This window comes from Bifidobacterium pullorum DSM 20433 (assembly GCF_000771405.1).
GTDB lineage: Bacteria > Actinomycetota > Actinomycetes > Actinomycetales > Bifidobacteriaceae > Bifidobacterium > Bifidobacterium pullorum.
Window position 1 is genome coordinate 110,273 of record NZ_JDUI01000002.1, and the last position, 23,232, is coordinate 133,504.

General features: G+C 67.2%; 17 protein-coding genes and 2 tRNA genes. 9 read left to right on the forward strand and 10 right to left on the reverse strand.

Annotation, left to right across the window (positions count from 1 at the left end):
• Positions 1 to 183 precede the first annotated feature (183 nt).
• Together OU11_RS08595 and OU11_RS01820 are read left to right on the forward strand one after the other, a co-directional pair.
• On the forward strand, positions 184 to 2,895 hold the full coding sequence (locus tag OU11_RS08595; RefSeq protein ID WP_152597032.1) for a sensor histidine kinase: 2,712 nt from the start codon (positions 184 to 186) through the stop codon (positions 2,893 to 2,895).
• A 99-nt stretch (positions 2,896 to 2,994) separates the two neighbouring features.
• On the forward strand, positions 2,995 to 3,708 hold the full coding sequence (locus OU11_RS01820; protein WP_033514149.1) for a response regulator: 714 nt from the start codon (positions 2,995 to 2,997) through the stop codon (positions 3,706 to 3,708).
• Between the two features lie 158 nt (positions 3,709 to 3,866).
• Here the strand turns inward: OU11_RS01820 and OU11_RS01825 are convergent, their stop codons facing one another.
• The 3 genes from OU11_RS01825 to OU11_RS01835 form a co-directional block, all read right to left on the reverse strand.
• Positions 3,867 to 6,491, reverse strand: a complete 2,625-nt coding sequence (locus tag OU11_RS01825) for an ABC transporter permease (protein WP_033514150.1) — start codon at positions 6,489 to 6,491, stop codon at positions 3,867 to 3,869.
• Between the two features lie 41 nt (positions 6,492 to 6,532).
• Entirely contained in the window at positions 6,533 to 7,393 is an 861-nt protein-coding gene (locus tag OU11_RS01830) for an ABC transporter ATP-binding protein (RefSeq protein WP_081963382.1), read from the reverse strand.
• A gap of 190 nt (positions 7,394 to 7,583) precedes the next feature.
• Positions 7,584 to 8,885: an O-acetylhomoserine aminocarboxypropyltransferase/cysteine synthase family protein gene (locus OU11_RS01835; protein WP_033514152.1), complete on the reverse strand. Its 1,302-nt coding sequence runs from the start codon at positions 8,883 to 8,885 to the stop codon at positions 7,584 to 7,586.
• A 336-nt stretch (positions 8,886 to 9,221) separates the two neighbouring features.
• Here OU11_RS01835 and OU11_RS01840 point away from each other — a divergent pair, with 336 nt between their 5' ends.
• From OU11_RS01840 to dprA, 4 genes are all read left to right on the forward strand, one after another.
• On the forward strand, positions 9,222 to 10,094 hold the full coding sequence (locus OU11_RS01840) for a bifunctional hydroxymethylpyrimidine kinase/phosphomethylpyrimidine kinase (protein ID WP_033514153.1): 873 nt from the start codon (positions 9,222 to 9,224) through the stop codon (positions 10,092 to 10,094).
• A 246-nt stretch (positions 10,095 to 10,340) separates the two neighbouring features.
• Positions 10,341 to 10,790 carry a YraN family protein gene (locus OU11_RS01845; RefSeq protein WP_052122561.1) on the forward strand — a complete coding sequence of 150 codons (450 nt, stop codon included), beginning with the start codon at positions 10,341 to 10,343 and terminating at the stop codon, positions 10,788 to 10,790.
• Positions 10,790 to 12,322, forward strand: coding sequence for a YifB family Mg chelatase-like AAA ATPase (locus OU11_RS01850; protein WP_033514154.1), 1,533 nt, complete (start codon positions 10,790 to 10,792; stop codon positions 12,320 to 12,322). Before OU11_RS01845 ends, OU11_RS01850 begins: the two co-directional genes overlap by 1 nt.
• 212 nt (positions 12,323 to 12,534) lie before the next feature.
• Positions 12,535 to 13,827 carry a DNA-processing protein DprA gene (dprA, locus tag OU11_RS01855; protein ID WP_425541728.1) on the forward strand — a complete coding sequence of 431 codons (1,293 nt, stop codon included), beginning with the start codon at positions 12,535 to 12,537 and terminating at the stop codon, positions 13,825 to 13,827.
• Positions 13,828 to 13,833: 6 nt separating this feature from the next.
• On the opposite strand, the gene OU11_RS01860 is transcribed toward dprA, so the two are convergent.
• The gene (locus OU11_RS01860; protein WP_308747441.1) at positions 13,834 to 14,229 is read right to left on the reverse strand and encodes an MGMT family protein; all 396 of its coding nucleotides are present in this window, start codon (positions 14,227 to 14,229) and stop codon (positions 13,834 to 13,836) included.
• A gap of 50 nt (positions 14,230 to 14,279) precedes the next feature.
• On the opposite strand from OU11_RS01860, the gene OU11_RS01865 reads away from it, so the two are divergent.
• The 3 genes from OU11_RS01865 to OU11_RS01875 are packed head-to-tail and all read left to right on the forward strand — an operon-like array spanning position 14,280 to position 17,817.
• Positions 14,280 to 16,127 (forward strand): FAD-binding protein, encoded by a 1,848-nt coding sequence (locus tag OU11_RS01865; RefSeq protein WP_033514155.1) that lies wholly within the window; start codon positions 14,280 to 14,282, stop codon positions 16,125 to 16,127.
• 58 nt (positions 16,128 to 16,185) lie between these two features.
• Positions 16,186 to 17,115 (forward strand): succinate dehydrogenase/fumarate reductase iron-sulfur subunit, encoded by a 930-nt coding sequence (locus OU11_RS01870; protein WP_033514156.1) that lies wholly within the window; start codon positions 16,186 to 16,188, stop codon positions 17,113 to 17,115.
• A gap of 30 nt (positions 17,116 to 17,145) precedes the next feature.
• Positions 17,146 to 17,817: an O-methyltransferase gene (locus OU11_RS01875; protein ID WP_033514157.1), complete on the forward strand. Its 672-nt coding sequence runs from the start codon at positions 17,146 to 17,148 to the stop codon at positions 17,815 to 17,817.
• Positions 17,818 to 17,850: 33 nt separating this feature from the next.
• Here OU11_RS01875 and OU11_RS01880 read toward each other — a convergent pair whose 3' ends face one another.
• The 6 genes from OU11_RS01880 to clpX form a co-directional block, all read right to left on the reverse strand.
• Positions 17,851 to 18,666: an LOG family protein gene (locus OU11_RS01880; RefSeq protein WP_373869307.1), complete on the reverse strand. Its 816-nt coding sequence runs from the start codon at positions 18,664 to 18,666 to the stop codon at positions 17,851 to 17,853.
• Positions 18,659 to 20,050: a Na+/H+ antiporter NhaA gene (locus OU11_RS01885; protein WP_188599675.1), complete on the reverse strand. Its 1,392-nt coding sequence runs from the start codon at positions 20,048 to 20,050 to the stop codon at positions 18,659 to 18,661. The genes OU11_RS01880 and OU11_RS01885 overlap by 8 nt, the downstream gene beginning before the upstream one ends.
• A 141-nt stretch (positions 20,051 to 20,191) precedes the next feature.
• Positions 20,192 to 21,367, reverse strand: a complete 1,176-nt coding sequence (locus tag OU11_RS01890) for a MalY/PatB family protein (RefSeq protein WP_033514158.1) — start codon at positions 21,365 to 21,367, stop codon at positions 20,192 to 20,194.
• Between the two features lie 204 nt (positions 21,368 to 21,571).
• Positions 21,572 to 21,648: transfer RNA gene (locus tag OU11_RS01895), tRNA-Arg, on the reverse strand.
• 26 nt (positions 21,649 to 21,674) lie between these two features.
• A tRNA-Arg gene (locus tag OU11_RS01900) sits at positions 21,675 to 21,748 on the reverse strand.
• A 67-nt stretch (positions 21,749 to 21,815) separates the two neighbouring features.
• Positions 21,816 to 23,150: an ATP-dependent Clp protease ATP-binding subunit ClpX gene (gene clpX / locus OU11_RS01905; RefSeq protein WP_033514159.1), complete on the reverse strand. Its 1,335-nt coding sequence runs from the start codon at positions 23,148 to 23,150 to the stop codon at positions 21,816 to 21,818.
• Between the last annotated feature and the right edge of the window lie 82 nt (positions 23,151 to 23,232).

The following is a 23,232-nucleotide window of genomic DNA, read 5'->3' on the forward strand; positions in this document are numbered from 1 at the left end:
TCGGGCGGTTCCTTGGGCGGTTCCATGATATCCGAGACGCGCGAGCCGCACGGTCGCCGTGAGCGTATGCGGACACGTCGCGGCATGCCCGTCCGTCCTCATCCCGGCGTCCCTCGATTCCCGCGGTCCCTCATCCCCGAGCATGATGGCTGGCGGGCATCATCCCACGGTAGCCTTGAAGGCATGAACAGGTTGGAACGGTTCTCCCAGTGGCGCGGGCGCAACGTGCTGCCGATTGACATCATCGGCACGCTGGCGATCGCGTTCTTTGCGGTCGGCGTCGCCGCCTCCACCGGGGACACGCCGGGCATCCTGTTCGCGCATGATGCAACGTCTCAGATCATATGGTCCCTGGTTTCGCTGGTTCCGGTCATGTTCCGCCGTTGGCGTCCGCAGGCGGCGGCGTTGTGCTACGCGGGTCTGGTGGCGCTGCATCTGATCTTCGGCCCGGCCATGCTGTACAGCGATTTCCTTGCGCTGGTCATGGTGTATTCGGTGATCGTCTATGGCGATCCGCGCAATACCAAGGCGTTCATCGTGTTGGCCGCCGCGTTCGGCCTGTTCGCCACGATGGCGATCACCTGGTCGGTGGATGTGGGGCCGGCGTTCGGCCAGGTGTGGGTCGGCTACCGCCAGATGTATTACGGTGCGTGCAACACCGTCTATCAAGAAGGTCTTAACGGCGACTGCTCCTCCATACTGCTGTCCGAAGGCTTCCAGATGGGGCTGCTGGTGGCGGCGTGCCTGGTCGCCACCATCGTGCTCGCCTACTGGCAGCGCGCCCGGCAGGCGACGATCCGCATGCTGCGCGAACGCAACGAGGCGATTGCCGCGCGACAGAATGAGGAGCGCCGTATCGCCGCGTTGGCCGAGCGCGCGCGTATCGCCCGCGATATGCATGACGTGGTGGCGCATACGCTCTCGATCATCATCGTCCAATCCGATGGCGGCCGCTACGCCGGTGTCGGGAACCCCGCGGTGGCCCGCAGCACGATGGAGACGATTCGTCGTGAATCGGAGCGCGCGTTGCACGATATGAAACGTCTGCTCGGCGTGTTCGGCGGCTCCTCGCATGCCGATTACGACGACATCACCGCATTGGTGGACCAGGCGCGCGAGACCTCCCCTGGCACCGCGATCGTCCGCCGTATCGAAGGCACGGCCGCGCCGCAACGCTTGGGAGCACAGGCGAGTGTGGCCGTGTACCGCGTGGTGCAGGAGGCGTTGACCAACGTGCGCAAGTACGCGGGGCCGCGCCCCACGGTCCGCATCGACGAGCATTGGGACGACGACGGGCTGTCCCTGACAATCGCGGACAACGGCCGTGGCGCCTCCTCCGGATTGGATGGGCATGCGCCTGGCTATGGCCTGATCGGCATGCGGGAACGCGTGGCGGCCGTAGGGGGCACGGTCAACGCGGGACCCGGCATCGGCGGGGGGTTCGTGGTGTCCGTCACCATACCGTACGCCGCCGCGCCGGATGCCGCCGACAGCGCCGTCGGAACGTCGCGCTCCGCCGACGTCGCCACGGCTGCCACGCAAACCGCGGTCCCGCCGTCGGCCGTTGCCCCCGGCATCGGCCCGATGACGCCTGACGAAGGGCGCGCTCATGCCGCCGCACCGACCCCGGCAGGCGCGGCGACCGCGCGCGCAGCCAATGCCGTCGCCGGAATCGACGCAACCGGCCCAGTCGATGCATCCGGCACCGCCGACTCAATCGACCGCCAGCCGCCGACCTCCCACACACCACGTCCGCCACGCTTCACCATGCCGTCGTTCCCGCTGCCGGAGCGCATCGTGCCGCCTTCGCTGCAGGAGATCGCCGGCAAGCTGCGTTCCAAGCCGATCGATCAGGCCAAGTCGGCGGGCGGGGAACGGTTCAATTGGATCGAGCGACTCTCGCAATGGAGCGAGCGCCATTATCTGATGATGGATGTCATCGGTACAGTGCTGCTGATTCTGATGGCCTCCTCCGATCTGTTCGTCCACGCGGATTTCGTCAGCAGCCCGCTGTCCAACCATGCACTGTATATGTTCATCAGCGTGATGGTGATCGGCCCGTTGGCCTTCCATCGGCGGTTCCCGGAGGGCACCGCGGCCTTTCTGGCGGTGTTCTGCGCCTTCGAGATGGTGTTCCTGCCCAGCGCGCCCTGGTGCAACATGTTGGTGCTGTATGCGCTGTATGCGGCATCGGCGTATGGCCGGCCACGCGCGTGGATATGGCTGACCGCGGCCTCGCTGATCGATTCCATCCTGTTCGGCGTCAAGGTATCGGCCAATATCATGGGATTCAACACCATTTATGAGCTGATGTTCGGCACGCCGCCGCTTCGGCTGACGTTGTACATCGCCGCCGGGATGATGACCGGTGGCGTGGTGTTCCTGTTGTGCTGCGCGGCGATCATCTATGGGCGCTGGACCCGTGCGCGCGGCGCGAACGTGCTGATCCTGCAGGCGCGCGAGGAGGCGCTCAAGGCCGAGGAGGCCAAGCAGCGCGTGCTGGCGGCGAATATGGAGCGTGACCGGATCAGCGCCAATATCCAGGCCGAGGTCACGGCCACGCTTACCACGGTGATCGATCAGGCAGTGGACGGGCTGGCGATGCTGGACGGCTGTGCGGCACGCGGCGAAACGCCCGCCCCGGAGGCGATCGGTTCCGCGTTCGAAGCGATCGGGTCGCGCGGCCGCGACGCGTTGGCGCATATGCGACAGCTGCTGCGGGTGCTGCGCGAGACCGGATTCAGCGACGAGCATCGACCGCAGGAGCGGGAGACGATGCCGCTGGCCCCGGCCGCCTCGTTGGATGACCAGTTCAGGGCGGCGGGCGGCAAGGCCACGGAGCCGACGCGGGCTGCAGCATCGGCTGAGGTGCCGGCCGCGGCATCGGCGCCGTGAACGGCATGCGTTGTGCGACGCCCGCCGTCCGTCACCGCGGCGCGTCAACGATTCGGGCAATACGAATGGTGACGGCATCGGTTCGCTACAGTGGAAAGCATGAATGCTATGCAACGGATTCGCGTGGTTATCGCCGACGATCAGGAGCTGGTGCGTGCCGGCTTCGCGATGGTGATCGGCTCCCAGCAGGATATGCAGGTGGTCGGGCAGGCGCGTGACGGTGCCGACGCCGTGCGCGTGGCCGAATCCTTGCATCCGGACGTGGTGCTGATGGATGTGCGCATGCCCGGCATGGACGGCATCGAGGCGACCCGCCGCATCACCGCGTTGGAATCCGAGGCCTCCGACGGTGTCCGGCCGACGCGCGTCATCATCCTGACGACCTTCGATCTGGACGAGTATGTGATGGCTGCCATCAATGCGGGCGCTTCGGGATTCCTGCTCAAGGACACCGAGCCGGAGACATTGCTGAGTTCGATCCGCACCGTGCATCAGGGCAATGCGATCATCGCACCCTCGGCCACCAAGCGGCTGATCGAGAAGATGATGGAGGACGGCTACACCAAGCCGCGTCCCGCGGCTCCCTCCCCCGCCGAACCCGTGTACACCGATCCGGAGTTGGATGAGCTGACCGACCGCGAGCGCGAGGTGCTCATCGAGATCGCGCATGGCCTGAGCAACCAGGAGATCGCCGACAAGCTGTTCATCAGCCTGCCGACCGTCAAGACGCATGTGGCGCACATCCTGGCCAAGATCAACGCCCGGGACCGCGTGCAGGCCGTGGTCTTCGCCTACGACAACCACATGGTGTGACCCTTCCTCTGACGAGGTAGGTGGCCACGCCCGTTCCGCCGTCTCCGGCAAGGCATGTGGCCCGCAGCGCCCGAAGGGATCCCGCCTATCGATTTCCCCCAATCAACAGAACGCCGACAGTCCCCTTCAACGGGGGCTGTCGGCGTTCTGGTTCTGGTTCAGGCTTCGGCGAGCGCCTCGACCGGCGGGGTCCTTACGGCCCGGCGCGCCGGGAACACGCTGGCCAGCAGCGCGGCGACCGTGGCGATGGCCAGAATCGCCCCAGAGGTGGCCCAGTCGATCGGGAACACCACCGATCCGAAGCTCATCGAGAACACGATGTACGAACCGATCCAGCCGAATACGGTGCCGACGACGATGCCGACCACACCGCTGACCAGCGAGATCAGCAGCGCTTCGACGGCCAGCGAGCGCCGCAGCTGCCCGCGGGTCATGCCGAGGGCCCGCAGCGTGGCCGATTCGCGGGTCCGTTCGATCACCGACAGCGACAGCGTGTTGGCCACGCCGATCAGCGCGATGATCACGGCCACGGCGAGCAGGGCGACCAGCACCATGAGCAGCATGTTGACCATGCCGTCCCAGCTGACGCGTTCGGCGATCGAGCCGCCCACGCTGATGCCGGGGATGGAGCTCAACGCCGTCTGGATGTCGTCGATCACGTCCGCCGGGGTCACGGTGCCGTCGGTTTTCGCCCACACCTCGTAGCCGTCGGACGTGGCGCCCAGCTTGTCGAGCGTTTCGGGCGGGACGAGGCCATAAATGCCGTATGGGGTGTTGACGCCGCGGAACGGCGCGGCCTCGACGGTGGGCTTGAAGGCGATGCCGCCGGTGATCTCGCCCTCGTCGTCATACGTGGCGTTGAGTTCCAGGTCGAGCGTGGCACCGTCGCGCACCCAATAGTCGTCGGTGTCGCCAGCCATCGAGTCGGGGACGAGCAGCACGCCGTCGCGCAGGTCGCCGATGGCGTCGCCGTTCATCACGGCCCGTCCCTGCCGTTCGGTGAGCGTGTACACCTGCAGGTTGCTGTCATAGTCGTCCGTATGCCAGACGGCGTTCGACGAGCCGACCAGTTCGGCATCCTGGATGCCGGCCACCTTGCGGATGTCGTCGAGGACGGACTGGTCCACGCCTTCGCCGGAAACCTGGATGTCCACACTGTACCGGGCGTCGAGTTCACTGGCGAGCGTCTGCCGGGCGCTGGCCGCGCCGGTGCCGAGGGTGGCGACCAGGGCCACGCCGATGAGCAGGGCGGTGCTGGTGGCGGCCACGCGCCGCGGGTTCTTCTGGATGTTCGCGGTGGCGATGGTGCAGGCCGGGCCGATATGCGCCACCAGCGCTCCCACGCCCTTGAGCAGCAGCGGCACCCACCGGTTGGCGCACAGCAGCAGGCCGAGGAAGAAGATCATGACGCCGGCCATGGCCATGAGCAATACCAGGGAGAACTGCTCGTTGCTCAACGCGGATTCGCCGTGCGCCTGCCGCCAGGTGTCCACCACGGTGAACGCGGTGACGGCGGCGCCGAACAGCATCAGCAGCACGCTGACCACCGATCGCGCGGTGCCGGATTTGCGGGCCTCGCTGATCTCCAACGGCTGCAGCGCCTCCAACGGCGTAACGGTGGTGGCGGTGCGGGCCGAGCCGAGCGAGGCCAGGATGGTCACCACCACGCCGAAGGCGATCGGCACCAGGAACACCTGCGGGGTCAGCACGGTCACGAAGCTGATGCCGGAGAATTCCACGCCGCTCACATGCAGCAGCTGCATCAACCCGATGGACAGGCCGACCGCGATCAGCGAGGAGATCAGCCCGAGCAGCAGCGCCTCGACCACCACGGACCGGTACAGCTGCCCCTTCTTCGCGCCGATGGTGCGCAGCAGCGCCAGCGTGCGGCGGCGCTGCGCCACGAGCACCTGGAAGGTGTTGGCGATCACCAGCGCGGCCACGAACATGGCCAGCACGCCGAAGACCATCATGAACGTGGTCATCATGCTGGTCTGCCCGCCGCCCATCCGTTCGAGCGCCTGGTCCTCGCTCTCCGCACGGTCCAGCGCGGCGAAGTGCGCGGGCAGCAGGGCGTTGACCTTCTCGATGACCTGGTCGGCGCCGACGCCCGCCGGCGGCTCGATGTCCAGATACAGCACCGAGCAGTTGAACGACTCGTAGCTGACGTCCTCCGCCGCCACGCTTGCCAGCAGCCGTCCGAGCGTCGCCTCGGAGGCGACGGCCGTGCCGCCGTAGTACGCGTAGGCGCCGCCCGGGTCCAGGCTCAACCCGCTGACGGTCAGTTCGACCGGCGCGCCGTCCGAGTAGGATACGCTGACCGTGTCCCCGATGCCGACCTTCAACCGCACCGCCATGTCCCTCGGCAGCACGATCTGCCCGTCGTCGGCGGGCCAGTCGCCTTCCGCCAGTTCGACCGGCATCAGCGTGGACGGTGTGGCGTTCGCGATCACGATGCCGCTGGAGTTGAGGTCCCCGGCAGTGACGTCGATGTTCAGCGTCACGTCGGCGCGCACGCCGGCCACGCCCTCGACCCGGCGCACCTGGTCCAGGTTCAGGTCGCCGACGGTGATGCCGTACATCGGCGCGTCGTCGTCGCTGGCCACGATCGCATAGTTCGCCTCCCCGTAGGACGCCGAGATCTGCCGGCGCAGCGAATGGTCGAGCGTGTTGCCGAACAGCAGCGTGCTGGCGATGAACATCGTGCCGATCAGGATCGCGATGCCCGCCGGGATCAGCATCCTGGCGTTCTTTCGCATGAGTTTGAGCGTTACCGACCACATGGCGGTTCCTCCTTACATCCGTTCCGTATCCGATGCGATGTTCAGCGCCGATGGCGGCCGTTGGCTGCGGCGTGTGCGCCGGCGCGGGGTCTGCGCTCCTCCCGCGGCGGCTGCGGCACGTCGCCGCGCGTGTACGGCGGCTTGGCCCCGTCGGGGGTCAGCGTCCGCCGGGTGGCCCGCTCCCGTTCCTCCATGAGCAGCTGGTTCATGCGGTCGGCGGTCGGCGACGCCTCGTCGGCCACGATGCGGCCGTCCGCGAAGACGATGGCCCTGTCCGCGTAGGAGGCGGCGACCGCATCGTGCGTGACCATGATGATGGTCTGGTTCAGTTCGTTGACCGACCTGCGCAGGAAGCTCAGCACCTCCGCGCTGGAGACGGAATCCAGGTTGCCGGTCGGCTCGTCGGCGAAGACCAGCTGCGGGCGGGCGATCAGCGCACGCGCGATGGCGACGCGCTGCTGTTGGCCGCCGGACAGCTCATTCGGACGATGGTCGAGCCGCTGGGCGAGCCCCAACGTGGTGACGAGCAGGTCGAACCAGTCGCGGTCCGGTTTCTGCCCCGCCAGCGTCAGCGGCATGATGATGTTCTGTTCGGCCGTGAACATCGGCAGCAGGTTGAAGCTTTGGAAGATGAAGCCGATCTTGTGGCGGCGCAGCAGCGTCAACTGGTTGTCGTTCATCGTGGTGATGTCGTCGCCGTCGAACATGATGCGCCCGCGCGTGGCCGAATCCAGCCCGGCCAGGGTGTGCATGAGCGTCGATTTGCCGGAGCCCGACGGGCCCATGATGGCGGTGAACCGTCCCTGTTCGAACGCCACGTTCACGCCGCGCAGCGCATGGACGGCGTTCTCGCCGTTTCCGTAATCCTTGACCAGGTCGATGGCCTCGATGGCAGTGTTCATGTCGCACCCCTTGGTTATCCGGAGCCGGGGTCCGTCCCGGCTGTTGCCCCCAAGCTATCCCCGGTCCGGGGTCGGCCCACATCGTGCGCCGGGCGGAACCGCGGCGTCGCCGTCATCCCTGGGGATGACGGCGACGCCTAGGATGCTCCGGACCCGTGTGCGGACCGGCGGTGCGGATATGGGCCGGCGCTCAGCGCAGGTCCCGCACGGCGGCGAACCCGCGTTCGAGGTCGGCGAGGATGTCGTCGATATGCTCCAGTCCGATCGACAGACGGATGGTGCCGGGGCCGATGCCCTGCGCCGCCAGCTCCTCCTCGCTCTCCTGCGAATGGGTCGTCGAGGCGGGGTGGATGACCAGGCTCTTGGCGTCGGCCACGTTGGCCAGCAGGCTGAACAGGCTCAACCCGTCGATGAACGTGCGGGCCGCATCGACTCCGCCTCGGATGTCGAATGTGAAGATCGGGCAGGCGCCGTTCGGGAAATAGCGCAGGTAGCGTTCGTGGTCCTCGCGGCCCTCGATCGAGGGATGCGAGATCGAAACGACCTCGGGGACACCGCGCAGGTACTCGATGACGCGCAGGGCGTTGGCGACGTGCCGCTCCACGCGCAGGCTCAGCGTCTCGATGCCTTGCAGCAGCAGGAACGCGGCGAACGGCGAGATCGTCGCGCCGGTGTCGCGCAGCAGCACGGCGCGGACGCGGGTGACGAACGCGGTCGGTCCGAGCGCCTCGAAGAACCGCAGCCCGTGATACGAGGGGTCCGGTTCGGTCAGCGTGGGGAATCCGCCGGCGCCGGCCGCCCAGTCGAACCGTCCGCCCTCCACGATCACGCCGCCGAGCGTGGTGCCGTGTCCGCCGAGGAACTTGGTCGCCGATTCGACGACGATGTCGGCGCCGTGTTCGAGCGGACGGAACAGGTACGGCGTGGCGAAGGTGTTGTCGACGATCACCGGCAGCCCGTGGCGGTGGGCGATCGCGGCAATCGCCTCGAAGTCGGGCAGGTCGGCGTTGGGGTTGCCGAAGGTCTCCAGGTAGACGAGACGGGTGCGCTCGCCGATCGCCGCCTCCAGGGCGGCGTGGTCGGCGATGTCGACGAACGAGGTGGTGATGCCGTCGCGCGGCAGCGTGTGGCGCAGCAGATTGTAGGTGCCGCCGTAGATGGTGCGGGAGGCGACGATGTGGTCGCCGGATTGGGTGATGTTGCGCAGCGCGTATTCGACGGCGGCCGCGCCGGAGGCGACGGCGAGTGCCGCGGTGCCGCCTTCGAGTGCGGCGACGCGCTGTTCGAGCACCTCCTGCGTCGTGTTGGTCAGCCGCCCGTAGATATTGCCCGTTTCGGCGAGCGCGAACCGGGCCGCGGCCTGGTCGAAGTCGCGGAACACGTAGCTGGTCGTGGCGTAGATCGGCACGGCGCGGGCGCCGGTGGCGGGGTCGGGCTGTTCCTGGCCGGCGTGCAGCTGCAGGGTTTCGAAGCGGTGTTGTGCGGTGGTCATGGTTGCTCCCGTGTTCGGTGGTTCCTTGGGTTGGCTGCGGACGATGCGGGGCATCGGCGTTGGTGGCGACTGTAGGCCGCGGGCCGTCGGTACGGCAAGGTTCACGGCTATCGGCGTTGGTTATAGCCGTTTATCATTCGCCGCCATTGGAGGTCTTACGCGGCGCAGCGCCTCGGCGGATCCGTCGCGGTTCGAGACGACACGCCGTAATTCTCTCGGATTTATGTCCGCATTTCGGACAGTATGGGACTCCCCCTGTCCCCGGGGCCCCGGAATGTCGCGCGAATGGGTAATGTCGGGAGCGTAGACCAACAGTCCCTAATGAATCGAGGGGTTATGAGTGATGTGAAGCTGTATAACCGCAATCCGGCGTATATCCCGCGCGTGGCCGCCGTGCATGACATGTGCGGCTACGGCAAGTGCTCGCTGACCGCGGCGATCCCGATCCTGTCCGCCGCGGGCTGCGACGTGTGCCCGGTGCCGACCGGTCTGTTCTCCTCGCACACCAAGTATCCGGTGTTCACGTTCCATGACACCACGGAGATCCTCAACGGATACCTGGACGCATGGGGCAAGATCGGCGTGGGGCTTGACGGCGTGTACAGCGGCTTCCTCGGGTCGGCCGGCCAGGTGGCCGTGATCCAGCGCCTGTACCACGAATATCCGGACGCGCTGCGCCTGGTCGACCCGGTGATGGGCGACGGCGGGCAGATGTATCCGACCTACACCGCCGAGCTGTGCGAGGCGATGGGCGCGCTGGCCGACGGCGCCGACGTGCTGATGCCGAACCTGACCGAGGCGAGCATCCTGACCGGACGCGAGTACCCGGGACAGAACCTCAGCGACGCCGAGGTGACCGATTGGCTGGATGCGCTGCTCAAGCTCGGCGCCAAGAACGTGGTCCTGAAGGGCATCGACCGCAACGACGGCATGCTGCGCAACTACGTGGCCAGCGCTGAAACCGGCGCCGAAGCCAAGCAGGAGCACGCCCATGAGAAGCTGCCGTACATGATCCACGGCACCGGAGACGCCTTCGCCTCCGCGCTGTGCGGCGCGGTGATGGCGGGCAAGGGCCTGTCCGAGGCCGCCGCCATCGCCGGCGAATTCGTGCGCAACGCGATGGTCAGCACCCGCAACCAGCCCGACTTCGAGGAGCGCGGCGTCAGCTTCGAGCTCAACCTCGGCGAAATGACCGCCCTGCTGCACTGAATGTGGCGCAATCCGCCCACCGACGGCGGATGATACGTCATGCGGCGTCACTGCCTCCGTCCACGCACATCGCGAACTGGACATTCCGGGCAGTGACGTCGCATTTCTTATATGACTTATCCACAACACACCCGAAACCGGAGTCTGCGTCCACTTCCCCCTCCGCCCCTGTACCCGGCAGGCGAAGTCTGGTGCACTGGTGGTATGACCACGCAACAGACCACCACACCGCACACCTCACGGACCATGGCTCCGGCCACCGCACAGGCGGCGGCACCCGCGGCGGATGACCGCCGGAACCTGGACCGGCTCGCCCGCACATTGCGCGACGGATCGCTTGACGCCAAGGCGTTGGGGGCCGCCGGCGAAGACTACGCCGCCGCCTGGCTGGCGCACCATGGCTGGCGCATCCTATCGCGCAACTGGCGCACCCGATACGGCGAGCTGGACATCGTGGCCGTAACCCCGGAGCGGATCGTCGTCTTCGTGGAGGTCAAGACCCGGCGTTCAACGCGTTGCGGCATACCGCAGGAGGCCGTGGACCCCCGCAAGCAGACGAGCCTGCGCCGCGCCGCCGTGCAATGGCTGTTGGAACCCGACCACCGGCTCACCCACCATGGGACCCGGTTCGACGTCATCTCGATCACGCTGCAGGGCGGCGAACCGTTGCTCGACCATATCCCGGGAGCGTTCTGATGGCCATCGGAGGAGCGTTATCCGTGGGACTGATCGGCATCAGGGCCTTCATCATCCAGGTGCAGGCCTTCATCTCCCCCGGTCTGCCGTATTTCAGCATCATCGGACTACCCGACGCCTCACTGTCGGAGGCGCGCGAGCGCGTCAAATCCGCCTGTCACGCCTGCGGCTTCCGCTGGCCGGAGACACGGGTCACCGTGAACCTCTCGCCCGCCTCGATGCCCAAACGCGGTTCCTCGCACGATCTGGCGATCGCCGCCAGCGTGCTGAGCGCCGCCGGCGCGATTCCCCCGGATTCGTTGGACGAGACGGTGGTGATCGGAGAGGTCAATCTGGACGGCACCGTACTGCCCGTCAACGGCCTGCTGCCGATCATGCTGCGCACCAGGGAACGTGGATTGCACCGCATCGTGGTGCCGTATGCGAACCTTGACGAGGCACGTCTGGTGGAAGGTCCCCACGTGATCGGCGTCAGGCATGTGGGCGAGCTGATCGAGATGCTGGGAGGCGACGCCCGATACCAGCCGCCCCACGATCTGCCTGTCGGGGAGCAACCCCGGCAGCCGGCGTTCGATGCCGAACCGCCCGGCGACATGGCCGAGGTCATCGGACAGCAGGAGGCCAAGAAAGCGCTGGAAGTGGCGGCAGCCGGAGGCCACCATCTGCTGATGGTGGGTCCTCCCGGCTCCGGCAAGACCATGCTGGCCTCGCGCCTGCCGGGCATCATGAGTCCCCTGAACGAACACGAGCAGCTGGAGGTGGCCTCGATCCGTTCCCTGTGCGGCACGTTGCAGCATTACGGCATCTCCGACATCCCACCGTTCGAGGCGCCGCACCATACGGCCTCCTGCCCCTCGCTGGTCGGCGGCGGCAGCGGTCTGGCCCAGCCGGGGGCAATCTCCCGCGCCCACTGCGGCATCCTGTTCATGGACGAGGCGCCCGAATTCTCCACCCGTGCCCTGCAGACGCTGCGCGAACCGTTGGAATCCGGTCATGTGACGCTCACCCGTTCCGGCGGCATCACCTACTATCCGGCCCAGTTCCAACTCGTCATGGCGGCCAACCCCTGCCCCTGCGGCTTCGACTACGGCACCGGCGAGCGCTGCACCTGCCGGGAGCGCGATCGAGTGCGGTATTTCGCCCGGCTGTCCGGCCCGATTCTCGACCGCATCGACATCCAGATCACGGTGCCGCCCGTCACCACGCTGCTCAACGCCGACACCGCCGAATCGGAACCCAGCGAGCGGATTCGTCAACGGGTCATCCAAGCCCGTCGGACCGCGCAGGAGCGGTTCGCCCCCTTCGGGTGGAGTTGCAACGCGCAGGCCTCGGGGTCGTGGCTGCGGGAGCACACCTCCCGCGCCGCGTTGCGGATCGCCGACCGGGCGCTGGCCCATGAACGGCTGAGCCTGCGCGGCGTGGACCGTTCGATGAGGCTCGCATGGACGCTGGCCGACCTGTCCGGGACGGTGTCGCCCACGCCGGAGCATATGTTCACGGCCATCGGCATGCGGACCAAGGAGCAGCCATGAACACCGCGTCATCGTTGATATCTTCCGTGCCAACGCCGGCACCGTCGGAGGCGGCGTCCATATCGTCGCCGACACCGACATCGGTTCCGCCGCCGGTGTCACCGCAATCACCGTCAATACCGTCGGCGTCGCCGCATACCCAGCCGCTACCCGACGACGAGACCCTGGCCCGCGCCGTGCTCACCGTGGCCGTCAACAGCGCCGACGCCTTGATGTTCGCCATGCTCAAGGGGGCCGACAGCGCCGTGGCCGTGGCCGACATGCTGCTCGACGCGGCTCGACACGACGGCGGCGACCCTGCGCTGCGCCGAGAATCGGACCGGATCTTCGCCACCGGCATCGCCCGGTGGGGCAGAAAGGTCCGCCCTGAAGGGATGAAGGCGTTCCACGCCTCATGGGACCGGTGGATTCACCACCTGCGGCGGCTGCCGTCGTGCTCGATGCATGCATTGCGTGCGCCGCTGACCGATGGTGGACGTATGTGGATCATCGCCCCGCACAGCGCGTATTGGCCGCATCAGGTTGACGACCTGTCGATCCAGAAGGATTGGTCGCCGCCCCTATGCCTGTGGGGATTGGGCGACCCCGCCGCCCTGACCTGTTGCCAACAACCGTTGGCGATCGTGGGTTCCAGGGCGGCCGACGACTACGGGTGCACCGTGGCGCGGGACATCGCGAGCGAGGCCGCCTCCGCCGGGCATCTGGTGGTGTCGGGCGGCGCGATGGGCATCGACGCGGCCGCCCATCAGGGGGCGCTGTCGGCGGCTCCGTCCGGAGGGCGGACCGTGGCCGTATTCGCCGGCGGGCTGCATCATATCGGCCCGCAACGCAACCAACGTCTGTTCGAACGGATGCTGCGGCAGGGCGGCGCGTTGATCAGCGAGCTGCCGCCGGACATCATACCGGAGGGGCACCGGTTCCTGCTGCGCAACCGCATCATCGCGGCGCTGGCCTCGTCCGTGGTGGTGGCGCAGGCCCGCCCACGGTCGGGCGCACTGAACACGGCGGGATGGGCCTGCGACCTGAACCGATTGCTGTACGCGGTCCCCGGCGCCGTCACCTCGCCGCACAACGCCGGTTGCAACACGCTGATTCACGAGAACAAGGCGGTCATCATCACCTCGCTGCACTGCATCGATGAGATCTGCCACGCCGCCCATCCGAAACCGGATATCGGCGAGCCCGCAGCGGTCCCGGACCCGTGCACGAACGTCGGCGCATGCGCAGGGCCTGACACGGGCACAGGAACAGGAACAGGAACAGACAACGGCACGAACACCGGCACGGGGACGTCCGCAGGAGTGCCGCCGTACCGCTCGATTCCGGCCGCCATCGCCGCCTGCCGGCGCGCACGAACCCCACCGAACGCCGACGCCATCCTCGCCGTCTTGCAGCGTTCCGGCGTCACCCTCAGCATCGAAGCGCTGTTGGCCGAGCTGACGCGACTGGAGCTGGAGGGCGTCATCGTGCGCACGCGCGACGGCTACGCCGTTCCAGCGTCATAACCGGTTTCACGCACGCCACTGGCAACGGCCCAGATCCACGCGCCAGCCCGACGCACCGGCATTGGCGGCATCGTCCGGAGGCGGCACGAACACCACGCCTTCGGCCTCAAGCAGCTCACGCTGGCGCTCCTCGCCGCCGAACGCGAACCCGGGCGCCAGCGAACCGTCGCGGAACACCACCCGGTGGCAGGGGATCACTCCGGGCTCGGGGTTGGCGTGCAGCGCGAACCCCACGAACCGCGCGGCACGGGGGCGTCCGGCGAGCGCAGCCACCTGCCCGTAGGTCGCCACGCATCCACGCGGTATGCGCCTGACGACCTCGTAGACGCCGGCGTTGAACGATTGTGTCCGCCCCGCGTCCTCGGACGCCGATGCACCGCCTTGGGTGCCATCAGGTACCAACGACTCACTCATGGCACCATTATTACCGCCGTTGTGCGAGAATCAAGACTATGAGTCCGAAGCATGTCGAAGCAATGTATGATGTCGTGATCGTCGGCGCCGGCGCGGCTGGCCTGTCGGCGGCGCTGGGCCTGGCGCACTCCCCCGAATTCGCCGAACGCCGTGCCATGGGCGAGGATCCCGCCGTGCTGGTGATCTCCAAGCTCCAGCCGCTGCGTTCGCACACCGGTTCGGCGGAGGGCGGCATCGCCGCGAGCCTGGGCAATGTGGAGCACGACGATTGGCATTGGCACTACTATGACACAGTCAAGGGCGGCGATTGGCTGGTCGATCAGGATGCGGCCAGGCTGCTCGCGCAGGAGGCCCCAGCCACGGTCATCAACCTGGAACGTATGGGTGTGGCGTTCTCCCGCACCGAGGACGGGCATATCGCCCAGCGGCGCTTCGGCGGGCACACCGCCGATTTCGGCCAGCAGCCGGTCAAGCGCGCCGCCTATGCGGCCGACCGCATCGGCCATCAGATCCTGCATTCGCTCTGGCAGCAGTGTGTGGCCGCCGGCATCGAGTTCGCCGAGGAATGGTATGTGACCGACCTGGTGGTGGACGAGGCGTGCGCCAAGGTGGAGGGCGTGGTGGCCTTCGACACGCACACCGGCACCGTGCACGCCGTGCACGCCCGCAATGTCATGCTGGCCACCGGCGGTGCCGGCCGGCTGTTCCACACCACGTCGAACTCGTGGGATCTGACCGGCGACGGCATGGCGTTGTCGTTGGATGCCGGATTGCAGCTCGAGGACACCGAATTCGTGCAGTTCCACCCGACCGGTCTGGCGCACACCGGCATCCTGCTGTCCGAGGCGGCGCGAGCCGAGGGCGGCGTGCTGCGCAACGCCGAAGGCGAGGCGTTCATGGAACGCTACGCCCCGGGACATGCCGATCTGGCCGCCCGCGACGTGGTCAGCCGTGCGATCCGTTCGGAAACCGACGCCGGACGCGGCGTGCCCGACCCGAGGGATCCCCTCGGGCGCAAGGATTGCGTCTGGCTGGATATGCGCGGCATCGACGCCGGGCATATGCACCAGGTGCTGCCGCAGGTCGTCGAGACAATCCACAAGTACATGAACCTGGATCCGACCACCGACCTGGTCCCCGTCAAGCCGACCGCGCACTACACGATGGGCGGCATCCCCGTGACCACGGATGGCGAGGTCTATCGTTGGGCCGATGACCGGCGCGCGGTGATCGACGGCCTGTTCGCCGCCGGCGAATGCTCCTGCGTCTCCGTGCACGGCGCGAACCGTCTGGGCGGCAACTCGCTGCTCGACGCCTGCCTGTTCGGCACCCGCGCCGGACACGCGCTGGCCGCCCGTCTGGCCGATGCCGCCCCGGCGGACACCACCGGCGACGATCGCGTCGACGCCGCTGCGGAACGCCGCCGGACGGAGGTGGCCGATCTGCTCGCGGCGGCCAAGGACGCCGACCCGCAGTCGGACACGCAGCCCGACGACAACCCCTACCTGCTGATGGCCGACCTCGGTTCGCTGATGGAGACGGCTCTGGCAGTCCATTGCGATGCCGACTCCATCGCCGCCGCGGTCGCGGCCATCGAGGCAGACATCGCCCCGCGCGCCGCCGCGCTGCACCCCCACAACGAGACCGCGGCCTTCAACCAGGAACTGACCGCCATCTGGGAGGTCCGTCATCTGATCGCGTTGGCCTCGGCCATGCTGCGCACGAGCGAGGCCCGGCACGAGTCGCGCGGATCGCTGTGCCGCTCCGACTTCCCGGAACGCGACGACGAGCGTTTCCTCGCCCATTCGATGACCGACGCGGCCGGGCGCATCTCCTGGCAGCCGGTGCGCATCGAGGACATGCCGCCGCAGGCCCGCTCCTACTAAATCGGCGGGTACGGGATATGGCAGACTATATGACGGTTTTGACTGGAAAGGCGGAGCGATGAGCGGCGGAACCAACAACGAGACGACCACGGTGACGTTACGTGTGCACCGGTTCACCCCCCGTGCCGAACGGGAGCGTGACCGCGCACGCGCGAGCAGCCCGTTCGCCAGGAAGTCCTCGCCGTTCGGCGGTGATTCGGCCCGCCGCCGTCCGCGCGGCAAGCAGTGGGTGCAGGACTATACGATCGCGGCGCGTCCCGAGGATACGGTGCTGGACTGCCTGCTGACCATCAAACGTACGGTCGATCCGACGCTGGCGTTCCGCTATTCCTGCGGCCATGGCCTGTGCGGCTCGGACGCGGTGGCGATCAACGGCACCCCCACCCTGCTGTGTACCGCCACGGTCGCCGATTGGGCGAAGCCGGATGCCCCGGCCACCGACGAGGAGGGGTTCAGGCATACCGGCGAAGCCGATGACGCCGACGCGCCCGCCGGAGGACAACCGGACGGATGCCTCGGTGTCATCGAACTGGCGGCGTTGCCCGGGTTCCCCGTGCAGCGCGATCTGATCGCGGACATCGATCCGATGCTCGAACAGATCAAGAAGCTCAAGCCGTATCTGCAGGCCGACGGCGTGCTGGCCACCACCGACGACGGCAAGGTGGACGTCTTCGAATACCTGCAGCGCCCCGAGCAGCTGGCCAGGTACGAGCTGCTCAGCAACTGCATCGCCTGCGGCGTGTGCGAGGGCAGCTGCCCCGTGTTCGCCGGCGGCGAGGCGTTCATCGGACCGGCCGCCCTGATCGCGGCGTCGCGGTTCATCAACGATTCGCGTGACACCGCCGCCGCGGAACGCCTGGACGCCATCGACACGGCGGACGGCATCGCGGCCTGCCAGTCGGTGCGCGCCTGCACCCGCGAATGTCCCCGCGGCATCGACGTCGGCGAGGAGATCTGGCAGCTGATCGCACAGGTCAAGGAACGCTGATTCACCCTGTTGACATTCAGAGGCGGAACCATGAACAAAACGTCATACACGAATCTGGCCAAGATCTGGGAGTACGTCGAGGACCGGGCCTTCTCCCGCCAATCCCCTGACCTTAACGAGGTGCGTTCGGCCGTCGAACGCGAGGGGATGCCGCAAGGCTCGGCGGCGCAGGCCGAACTGCTCTCCCTGCTGGTGCATCTGACCGGCGCCTCCTCCATCATCGCCATCGGCACCGCGTCGGTGGTCGAAACACTCCAGCTGATCGCCGGTCTGGAGGGACGCGGCCAGCTGACCGCCGTGGATTCCTCCACGCAGGGCATCGCCCTGATCCGGAAGCTGTTCGCCGGGCTGTCGGACCGCACCCAGACCACGCTGCGGGCGGTCAACGCCCCCGTCGGCACGTATCTGCCCCGACTCAACGCCGGCGACTACGACCTGATCGTGGTGTCCGGCGATGCGTCCAACTACGCGCCCGCCTTCGAGCACGCCTCGCGTGTGCTCGGCGGGCACGGCGTCATCGTGTTCACCGACGTCATGGCGTTGGAGGACCCCCATGCCAACGGCGGCGTGGTCAACCCCGCCGACCGCGGCGACAAGGCCGTGGCCATGCGTGGGCTGTTGGACACCGTGCAGTCGGACGAACGCTTCGACGCCACGCTCACCCCGTCCGGCACCGGCCTGCTCATCGCGGTCAAGCGTTGAGCCGACTCCGCCCGGACGCCGGGCGGCCGCAGGTTAGCGGATCGTGCTCGTGGCCACGGCGACGGCCTGTTCCGGATCGTCGGTCAGCGTCACCAGATCGGGGTCCAACGGTGAGATCATGCCCCGCGTCTCCAACGTGCCGGTGATCCAATCGAACAGGCCCTGCCAGTACGCCGTGTCGAACAACACGATGGGCGTGGGCTCCACCTTGTGCGTCTGCACGAGCGTGAGCAGTTCGAACATCTCGTCCAGCGTGCCGAATCCCCCCGGACAGATGATCACGCCGGACGAATACTTGACGAACATGGTCTTGCGGACGAAGAAGTACCTAAAGCTCATGCCCAGGTTCACCCAGGCGTTGATGCCCTGCTCGTGAGGCAGTTCGATGCCCAATCCCACGGATTTGCCGCCGGCCGCGGCCGCGCCCCGGTTGGCGGCCTCCATGATGCCCGGTCCCCCGCCGGTGATGACGGCGATGCCCCGATCGGCGATCAGCGAGCCCATGCGCTGCGCCGCACGGTAGGCCGGATCGTGCTGCTGGGTCCGTGCCGAGCCGAACACGGAGACGGCGGCCCCCAGTTCGGCGAGCGCGCCGAACCCGTCGACGAACTCGGCCTGGATGCGCAGCACGCGCCACGGGTCCATGTGCAGCCAGTCGGTCGACTGTTCGGCTTTCAGCAGGTTGGCGGTGGTACTGTCCCGGGGGATCATCGGCCCGCGCAGGATGACCGGGCCACGGTGGTAGGTTTCGGCGAACGGCGGCGTGTCGATATCACCGGCGGCGGGATCCACCTGCCGGCGGCTGATCAGGTCCTCGGGGCCCATGGGTTGGTCGGTGCAATCAGTCATCATCCATCTCCTCGTCGATATGGTCATGCCAGACGAATTCGGATCCGTCCGGTTCGGCATCGATTCCCGCCGCGGCGACGCCCGATCCGGCAGGCGGCGCGATCCGTTCACGCTCGTACCGCTTGGATTGCCGGCTGAGCAGAATGCCGGAGACGGCCGCGGCCACCAGCGACGCCACAAGGACGCCGAACCGGCTCTCCGCCGACAGTTCGGCATCCGTATAGGCCAGCGAGGCGATGAGCAGCGACACGGTGAATCCGATGCCGCAGGCGCAGGCCGCCGGGAACATGTCGCGCACGCGCAGCCCCTTGGGCATGTCCAGGCCGCCTGGATGGGTGGACAGCCATGCGGTGGCCATGATGCCCATCGGCTTGCCCACCACCAGCGCCACCACGATGCCGATCACCACCGGAGAGGTCAGCAGCGTGGGGCTGAGCGTCTCGAAGTGCACGCCGGTGGCGAACAGCGCGAAGATCGGCAGCGCCAGCAGCGACGAGAACGGTTGGAGTTTGGCGCAGTACCGTTCGGCGCGGGGCGAGGCCTCGCCGTGGATCGGACGCGCCGGAGTCAGCAGGCCGACCAGCACGCCGGCGAGCGTGGGGTGGATGCCCGCCTCGAACATCATGACCCACACCAGGATGCCGACCATGGCCACCACCAGCCACGGCACGCGCCTGCGCCGCACCAGATACCACCAGATCAGCGCGCACACGCCGATGCCGACGAACCAGTACCAGGCGTCCAGCGAGGAGAAGAACACGGCGATCAGGATGATGGCCAGCAGATCGTCCACGGTGGCCAGCGTCATCAGGAAGGCGCGGATCGAGCCCGGCAACGCCTTGGCGAACAGGGCGAGCACCGCCAGCGAGAAGGCGATGTCGGTGGCGGTCGGAATCGCCCAGCCCTGGGCGAGTTCGTCGAATCCGAACACGGTTCCGGAGGCCACCGTGGCCTGCCCCACGGCGGGCGGTCCGAATTGGGCGTATAGCTCCACCACGGTCAAAAACAGGATGGGCGGCATCACCATGCCGCCAACGGCGCACAGCATCGGCACGGCGGCGGCCTTCGGATTGGCCAATGAGCCGGTGGTCAGCTCCTGCTTCAGGTCCAGCCCCACGGTCAGGAAGAAGATGGTCAGCAGGCCATCCTGGGCCCAATGGCCCAGCGGCAGGTCGATATCGGTGCCGGGGATGCCCAGATGGGTTTCCGCCACGGTCTCGAACAGATGCGCCGTGGCCGGCAGATTCGCCAGGACCAGGCCGAGTACGGCGCACCCGAGCATGATCAGTCCGCTGATACGGTCCGACGCCGCGATTCTGCGAATCGCCGCCCATGCCTTCCGACGTGCCGCCATGCCACGCTCCGTTCCATCCGTGCGAATCATATGCCGGTATCATTCTACCGACGTCGCCGGTGTTCGCCCGGGAAAAACGGATAGACCGCCCCTCGGCGTCGGGAGACGGCCCGCGCATACGTGCTCCGGGTGCGCGGCCGGACCGCGGCGGCCATAGATGGCCGCCACCGCTCAGCGGGAGGCCAGCGCGTCGTTCATCCGGTCGAGCGCCCGTTCCAGCAGATGCTTCGGGCAGGCCAGGTTCACGCGTTCGAATCCGGCTCCGGCGGTGCCGAATATCCGTCCCTCGTCCAGATAGACGCGTCCCTTGTCGCGCATGAACGCGCACAGCGCGTCGGCATCGGCGAAGCCCAGGCTGCGGCAGTCGAGCCACCCCAGATAGGTGCCTTCCGGTTCGATCAGCGTGGTGCCGGTGACATGGGCGAAGTCGCGCAGCAGCGCCAGATTGCCCTGCAGCACGCCGATCAGCTCGTCCAGCCACGGCTCGGCCTGGTTGTATGCCGCCTGGCATGCGACCAGGCCGAAATGGCTCACGGTCAGGCCTGCGATGTTCTCGGCGGCCACGTCGAAGGCCCGCTTGAGTTCCGGGTTCGGGATGATGACGTTCGAGCACAGCAGTCCGGCCAGGTTGAAGGTCTTGGTGGGTGCGGTGAACTCCATGCAGTGCATGGCGTAACGCTCCCCCAGATTCGAGAACATCGTGACCTTGTGCCCGGGATACTCGAAGTCGGCGTGGATCTCATCGGACAGGATCGTCACGCCGTGCGCGATGCAGATATCCGCCAGACGGCGCAGTTCGTCGGCGCTCCAGACGCGGCCGACCGGGTTGTGCGGGTTGCACAGCATGATGGCGGTGCAGCGCGGGTCGGCGGCCTTGGCCTCCAGATCCTCGTAATCCATCACGTAGCGGCCGTCCTCGAGCTTCAACGTGTTGTCGAGCAGGGTCAGGCCGTTGTTGCGCGCGGCGGCCACGAACGGCGGATAGGACGGGCTCTGCACGATCACGCTGTCTCCGGGGTGCGTCACGGCGCGCAGCGCGGTGTTGACGGCGGGCATGACGCCGTCGGAGAGCGCCACCCATTCGGGCTTGACCTCCAGCGCATGGCGGCGGCGCATCCAGCCGGTCAAAGCCTCGAAGTAGCCGTCGGTGGCGTAGTCGTACCCGAAGATGTCATGCTGGGCGGCCCGGACCAGCGCGTCCACGATCTCGGGGGCGGGCTTGAACTCCATGTCCGCCACGGACAGGGCGATCACGTCCTCGTTGCCTGGCCCCATATCGGTTTCGATCATGTGCCACTTGGACGAGGTCGTGCCCCTGCGGTCCACCAACGTCTCGAAATCGTACATGCGTCACTGCTCCTTGTCGTTCGCTCGTAGCGGAAGTCACAAACGACACCATGATAGCGCGCGCACGAATGCCGCCATGGACGCACACGTCACGTCGCGCGGATATCGTTCTTTTACGCTGAGATTCACCCCTATCCACGCATTGCGTGCCAGATACGAAAAATCCCGTTCCATACCGGAACGGGACTCAAGGCGTTCAGCCGCTGGTGCGCGAGACAGGATTCGAACCTGCGACCTGCTGATCCGTAGTCAGCTGCTCTAATCCGCTGGGCTACTCGCGCATGCCGCCACATGCATGACGGCTGAGTGCGCGAGACAGGATTCGAACCTGCGACCTGCTGATCCGTAGTCAGCTGCTCTAATCCGCTGGGCTACTCGCGCATGTTGTCTTTGCGGCAACTCGAAATAAGTTACACCGATGTGTTCCGATATGCAAATCGGCGTGTCGTCACGCCGACCGTCGCCTCGGGATCTCCTGCGTGGCGGCACGCACCAGCTTCGGCTCGCTTTCGCCGCGCACCGCGGCGGCGTCGACGATGACCTGCGCCACGTCGTCCATGCTCGGCAACAGGAACATCGTGCTCTCCAACGTCCTCTCGATGATCGACCGCAGGCCGCGGGCACCGGTCCCCCGCTGCATGGCGGTCGCCGCTATGGCTTCGACCGCCTCGCGCGTGAACCGCAGTTCCACGCCATCGACGGCGAACAGCTTGCGGTACTGCTTGGTCAGCGCGTTGGCGGGTTGGGTCAGGATGGCCGCCAAATCAGCCTCGGTCAGGTCCTCCAGCACGCTCACCACCGGCAGACGGCCGATGAACTCCGGCAGCAGCCCGAATTCCGCCAGATCATCGGCATTGGCCTGTTCCAGCAGCTCGTCCGGCGTGGTCTCATGCTCGTGCCAGGAGGCGCCGAACCCGCTTTCCCGTGTGCCGAGCCGCTTGGCCACGATGTCGGACAGTCCCACGAACGCACCGCCGCAGATGAACAGGATGCCGCGCGTGTCCAGCTGGATGGTCTCCTGGTCGCGATGCTTGCGCGTGCCCTCCACCGGCACGGAGGCGATGGTGCCCTCCAGGATCTTGAGCAATGCCTGCTGCACGCCCTCACCGGAGACATCGCGCGTGATCGAGGTGTTCTCCCCCGATTTGCGGGCGATCTTGTCGATTTCGTCGATATAGACGATGCCGTGCTGGGCCAGGTTCACGTCGCCGTCCGCGGCCTGCAGCAGCCGCTGCAGCACGGTCTCCACGTCATCGCCCACATACCCGGCCTCGGTCAATGTGGTCGCGTCGGTGATGACGAACGGCACGTTCATCACGCGGGCCAGCGTCTGTGCCAGATAGGTCTTGCCCACGCCGGTCGGGCCCATCAGCAGGATGTTCGACTTGGCCACCTGCACGCCGGCCAACGGGTCGGAGGCGTCACTGACGCGCACCGGCGTGCCGTCACGCCCCTTGCCCAGATCGTCGGCGGCCTCGCGCAGCTCCATGTTGACGCGCTTGTAATGGTTGTAGACGGCCACCGACAGCGTGCGCTTGGCCGCCTCCTGCCCGATGACGTACCGGTCGAGATACGCGTTGATCTCGGTCGGCTTGGGCAGCGTCAGCGCGTTGACGTCGGCGTCGCGATGCCGTTCCTCGGAGATGATGTCGACGCACAGGGCGATGCATTCGTCGCAGATCGAGGCGCTCGGACCGGCGACCAGCTTGCGCACCTGATGCTCGGTCTTGCCGCAGAACGTGCACCTTGGCACGTCCTCGTTGTAGCTCACCACGCGTCCCATACGTTTCCTCCGTTCCGACGCATCGCCATACGGGTGCGCCCCTTATCGAGGATACCGGCCGGTTTCCTCGATAAGGGGCGCA